Origin of the sequence: Bradyrhizobium sp. (assembly GCF_049798375.1) — a bacterium.
GTDB lineage: Bacteria > Pseudomonadota > Alphaproteobacteria > Rhizobiales > Xanthobacteraceae > Bradyrhizobium.
In genome coordinates this window covers 1-4,875 of record NZ_JBARGP010000670.1, presented here as the reverse complement: position 1 = coordinate 4,875, position 4,875 = coordinate 1, and the positions used below count along the sequence as shown (strand labels likewise).

Annotated in this window: 7 protein-coding genes and 1 pseudogene; 2 read left to right on the top strand and 6 right to left on the bottom strand. The window is 65.7% G+C overall.

The genetic code is table 11. The annotated features are described in order from the left end of the window. The 3 genes from WA702_RS26215 to WA702_RS26205 all read right to left on the bottom strand — a co-directional run. Positions 1 to 155: DUF899 family protein (locus WA702_RS26215; RefSeq protein WP_425113451.1), on the bottom strand; the 155-nt coding region annotated here is incomplete at its 3' end. 163 nt (positions 156 to 318) lie between these two features. Beyond that, complete coding sequence (locus WA702_RS26210; protein WP_425113450.1) at positions 319 to 651, bottom strand: hypothetical protein; 333 nt, start codon at positions 649 to 651, stop codon at positions 319 to 321. 42 nt (positions 652 to 693) lie between these two features. Then, the gene (locus WA702_RS26205; RefSeq protein WP_425113449.1) at positions 694 to 831 is read right to left on the bottom strand and encodes a hypothetical protein; all 138 of its coding nucleotides are present in this window, start codon (positions 829 to 831) and stop codon (positions 694 to 696) included. A 143-nt stretch (positions 832 to 974) separates the two neighbouring features. Here WA702_RS26205 and WA702_RS26200 point away from each other — a divergent pair, with 143 nt between their 5' ends. Continuing rightward, positions 975 to 1,748 (top strand): pentapeptide repeat-containing protein, encoded by a 774-nt coding sequence (locus WA702_RS26200; RefSeq protein ID WP_425113448.1) that lies wholly within the window; start codon positions 975 to 977, stop codon positions 1,746 to 1,748. Between the two features lie 43 nt (positions 1,749 to 1,791). On the opposite strand, the gene WA702_RS26195 is transcribed toward WA702_RS26200, so the two are convergent. Beyond that, on the bottom strand, positions 1,792 to 2,181 hold the full coding sequence (locus WA702_RS26195) for a nuclear transport factor 2 family protein (RefSeq protein ID WP_425113447.1): 390 nt from the start codon (positions 2,179 to 2,181) through the stop codon (positions 1,792 to 1,794). Positions 2,182 to 2,294: 113 nt separating this feature from the next. Continuing rightward, positions 2,295 to 3,014, bottom strand: coding sequence for a DJ-1/PfpI family protein (locus tag WA702_RS26190; protein ID WP_425113446.1), 720 nt, complete (start codon positions 3,012 to 3,014; stop codon positions 2,295 to 2,297). A gap of 59 nt (positions 3,015 to 3,073) precedes the next feature. Between WA702_RS26190 and WA702_RS26185 the strand changes: the two genes are divergently transcribed. Beyond that, positions 3,074 to 4,093 (top strand): GlxA family transcriptional regulator, encoded by a 1,020-nt coding sequence (locus WA702_RS26185; protein ID WP_425113445.1) that lies wholly within the window; start codon positions 3,074 to 3,076, stop codon positions 4,091 to 4,093. A gap of 414 nt (positions 4,094 to 4,507) precedes the next feature. Here WA702_RS26185 and WA702_RS26180 read toward each other — a convergent pair. After that, a pseudogene (locus WA702_RS26180) lies at positions 4,508 to 4,875 on the bottom strand (L,D-transpeptidase family protein); the annotation flags it as partial.

The window sequence follows — 4,875 nt, the reverse complement described above, 5'->3', positions numbered from 1 at the left end:
TCGAACAAATAGGATTTCTCGATCCTCAACCAGGGCAGGGCGCGCCTCGCGGCGGCCAGGGCGTCGCGCTCGCGCATGAACGCCTTTTCGCGGACCAGATGGGCGCGATGCGCCTCGCGCCAAACGCCCAGCGAAACCATTTCCGGCGTCGTCATTGCTGTGGTTCCTTCCCTGCTCGGTTGATCTCGCGGTGCAGGCCCAGTCGGACCCGATCCCGCATTCCAAGGACGAACCGACCTGGGATGATCCGACAGGCCATGCGCGGATTTTTTTAGCGACCTCGCGCCGTCTGCGCGCGGTTCGTCATGCAGCGCGGGGCTAGCCGTCCAGCTCCCAAGCCTTCACCACCCGCGCATTGACAACCCTGCCATCGTCGAGCTCGCGCACGATCCGCTCGTCGTCTCCGACCATGCGGAGATCGAATTCGCGGCTTCCGGTCACCAGGATCAGGCGCCGGCCGCTGATGACCACGACCGTCATGGCATCCCGCTCGCCAGCGACGGCCCATTCGCGGACCTCGCTGTAGTAGGGCTCCTTGCGCCACGCATCGGGAAAGCCGGGATCGCAGCGCAGCTCGATGCCGTCCTCGGAGGTCGTCAGCAGGAATTTTGCCTTGCTCGGCTTCCAGCGCGCATCGAGCAAATCGTACACCAGCCACAGGCAGCTGAAATCGGCACATTCGGCTGGGCGATGCTAATAGATCGTGCAGCCGCGCTTCGCCGTGCAATGCGGACACCAGGCGCCCGCCGGCTTCGCCAGCGTCTCGATTGCCATCACCTTGCAGCACAGGGTGCAGTCGCCGCATTGTGTCGACGCCGCCTCGGATGTCATGGTAGCTCCATCGCCCTTGAGGCTACGCGCGCTTCACCTTGGAATTCATCGCGCAAGGTTGACGCTGTACCGGGATGTTAACCGATGGCATAACCGGCGATCTACGGTAAATACTGCAACCTGGCGCCGCCAATGTCATTGCTATGAGCGTCGATGCGCTCGCTCAACAGATCAGTCGGGATCTCTCCGCCGGCAGCCCCGTCCGCTTGCTGCGGATGGCCGACGATCGCTGGCCGGAGCTGGATTGCGAGGGCGCGTCATTCGTCGGCTGCCAGTTCGAGCGGGTTCAATTCTCCAACTCCATCCTCGCGGATGCGCGCTTCACCGATTGTCGCTTCCTCTCATGCCGCTTCGCGCATGCCGAGCTTGCCGGCGCCGCGTTCGAAAACTGCGTCTTCACCGGCGAAGCCGGCAAAGGATGCAGCTTCGCCTTCAGCGACCTCAAGCGGGCGGCGTTCAAGGCGTGCGACCTGTCGCTCTCGATATTCGAACGCACCGAGCTGTTTGCGGTCGAGATGCGCGACTGCAATCTCACCGGGGTGAAATTCACGAAGGTCGATTTCAGCCGCGCCCTGAGCCGCAAACGGATCGAAACGCGCGCGGGCTTTCTCGCCTGCAGGATGGACTTGGTCGAACTGTCGGAGGCGAAATTGCTGGGGTGCAGCCTCGCCGGCAGCCGGATGCGTGAAGCTGATTTGTCGAGCGCGGACCTGACCGATGCCGACCTCAGCAATTGCGACCTGTTTCAGGCGATATTGGACGGTGCGAAGTTGAGCGGTGCCGATCTCGGAGGTGCCGAGGTGAGCGGGTTGAACCTCACGACCCTGGCCGACTTCGCAGGCTTGAGGATCGGCGACGAGCAGATGTTTCGGCTGCTCGACGCCATGGGCGTATCGGTCCGGGTGAGGGAGCGGTGACGCTCGACCGATACCGGCGAGGCGAGCCTCGCCGGCGTCTTGCTCAAAACCCGGTCGGCCCGACTGCGCCGATCCAGTGCTTCACCTTGGTCGGGTCCTTCTCGTCCATGTAGAAGAAGTGAGTCATGGTCGGCCGTACGGCTGCGACGGTCGGGTCGTCGAAGCTCATCGCCACCTTGCCGTGGAAGATCTTGAGCAGCGGGCTGTCCCAATATTCCACCACCTCATGCAGCGCGGTGAAGCCGCGGTCGATGAACTGGCGCAGATTGTTGCGGATGGCCTCGCGTCCGTGCCAGTCGGCCACGCCGAGATTGCAGACGGCGTCCTCGGCAAAGCAGTCGAAACCCTTGCCGAAGGTCTTGTCGTCGATCTCCTTCCACATATCGAGCAGCCATTGCGGCGCGGCGGTCCTGGTGAATGTCATTGTCGTCATGATCGTCTCCTGAAAATTGGTCGTCAGCGGCCAAGGGTGATTTAGGATCGGGCGTCCTGGCGGAGCGCCAGACTGCCCACACTTCCCGCCAGCGTCGTTTGCTCGAATCCGGTTCAGCGAACGCTCACATCCGAAATGTCGATGCCAAGCCGTGTCGCCACGCGTCGGGCGGTGATCTCGCGCTGGCTGGTGATGTCGGCAACCGAATCGCGAGCCTGTTTCAGGATTGCCGGCGGCGCGCTCTCCGGCGTGCCGCTGTCGAATGGCGGCTCCGGGGCATAGGCCATGTGTAGCTGGATTGTGCGCGCCACGTCCTCGCCGCGCAGTTCGGCCGCCAGCCGCAATGCGCCGTCGATCCCTGCGGTGACGCCGGCGGCAAACAGCCAGGTGCCGTCAAGAACGACGCGCTCATTGACCGGGATGGCTCCGAACAGCGGCAGGAGATGAAACGCTGACCAGTGCGTGGTGGCGCGCCGGCCGCGCAGCAGCCCCGCGGCGCCGCACAGCAGCGCGCCGGTGCAGACCGAGAAGATCCGCGCAGCATTGGCTTGCCGCCTGATCCAGCCCAGCAGTTCCTCGTCCTCCATTAGCGCCTGCTGCCCGAAGCCGCCGGGCACATGCAGCACGTCGAGCTGCGGCGCATCCGAAAGCGTCGCGTCGGGCGCCAGCCGCAGGCCCTTGACGTCGCGGACGGCGCCCGCCGTCTTGCCATAGAGGCGGTAGCTCGCGTTCGGAATCCGGGAGAGCACCTCGAACGGGCCGGTGAGATCGATCTGGTCGATGCCTTCGAACAGCAGCGAGCCGATGGTGAGATGGGTGTCTGACGCGAGCATGCCGGTCTCCTTCTTTGTGCATGGACAACGGCAGCGTAGCGGGGCACGGTGTGGCGGAGATGCCAAAGACCCCTCGTTCTCCGCCAAGCTCGCATCGCGCGTCGCCGCGCCGTCACGCCGCGCGCGTTGTCGAGGTGCTGGCATTTCCGAACGTGCAGCTGCTCGACGTCACCGGACCGCTTCAGGTGTTCGCGACCGCCAATGAACAGGCCGTGCAGGCTGGTGACGCGCCGCCTTATGCGCTCAGGATGGTGGCAAAGGGCGCGCCGCAGGTCGCAACTTCATCCGGCCTGGAGATCGCGACCGTGCGGCTACCGCGCGCGACGGCTGCTGCCGACACACTGATCGTCGCCGGCGGCCCTGGTGTCAATGTGGCGGCGGCCGATCGCGAACTGTGTCAATGGGTGCGGCAGCGTGCGGCCCGCGCGCGTCGCGTCGCCTCGGTTTGCACCGGCGCCTTCCTGCTCGGCGCGTCCGGCGTGCTCGACGGACGGCGCGCGGTGACGCACTGGGCCTATTGCGACGAGCTGGCACGGCGTTACCCGGCCATTCGTGTCGAGCCCGATCCGATCTTCGTCCGTGACGGCGACGTCTGGACCTCGGCCGGCGTCACCGCCGGCATCGATCTCGCGCTGGCGCTGGTCGAGCAGGATCTCGGACGCGGCGCTGCGCTATCGGTGGCGCGCTATCTGGTGATGTTCCTGAAGCGCCCGGGCGGGCAGGCGCAGTTCAGCGAGGCGCTGTCGTTGCAGGCGGCCGATGACGAGTTCGGCGCGCTGCATGACTGGATCGGCAAACACCTCGCCGACGATCTGTCGCTGGCGCGGCTGGCGCGCCAGGCCGGCATGAGCGAGCGCTCCTTCAGCCGCCACTACGCCCGCGCCACCGGGCAGACGCCGCTCCGCGCCATCGATCGTCTCAGGGTCGAGGCCGCGCGGCGGCTGTTGTCGGAGACCCGCCTGCCGGTGAAGCGCATCGCCCAGCGCTGCGGCTTCGGCTCAGAGGAAACCATGCGTCGCAGCTTTTGGCGCGTGCTCGCCGCCACGCCGCAGGATTATCGGACCAGGTTTGGCGCGTGAACGATGAAGAAATATCGCCATCATTGCGAGGAGCGAAAGCAACGAAGCAACCAGAGCCAAGTCGGGATTCTGGATTGCTTCCGCCGTCGCCCTTCGGGCTATGGCGGACACGTCGCTTCGCTCGCAATGACGGCGAGAGTGTAACGACGTACTGAGACAGATATTCCGGCGTCATGCCCGCGAAGGCGGGCATCCAGTACGCTGCGGCGCCTCGACCGATCACGACTGCTACGGCGTACTGGGCCCCCCGGTCGAGCCGGGGACGACCGCGGCGTGGCTGTTTGACAGTTGAATCGGAAGCAACAGGCGCATCGACGCAGATGGCCGGGCGTTGCCCGGCCATCACGAATTGCTCAGTCACGTCGTCGCATCCCGGGAAGACTGCGAGCCCGCGCCTTCGAGCGCGGATCAAACTCACTTCACCGCGGAGAAGCGGTTGTTGAACGAGTTGGTCGACATGATCGGCGCGGCGCCCGAGGCGAATGCGGTCTGCTGGGTTGGCGCCGGTGCCGCTGCGTCCGAGCTCGGCTGTGGCTTGAACGGCGGACGTGCCGCGGCCTGCTTGACCTCGGCGGGCTTCGCGGCGAGCACCTTCGGCTTCGCCTCGGGCTTGGCTTCCGGTTTGGCCTCGGCATGCTTCGCCGTCGCAGGCGCCGTATTGGCTGCGAGCGCGCCGGTCGTACCCGCCTTGCGCAGGTTCGCCATCAAATGAGATTTCTCCGGCGCGGTCACCGCAGCAACGCGGCTCGACGCCGCCTCATCCGGTCCCGGCGTAGCAGGCG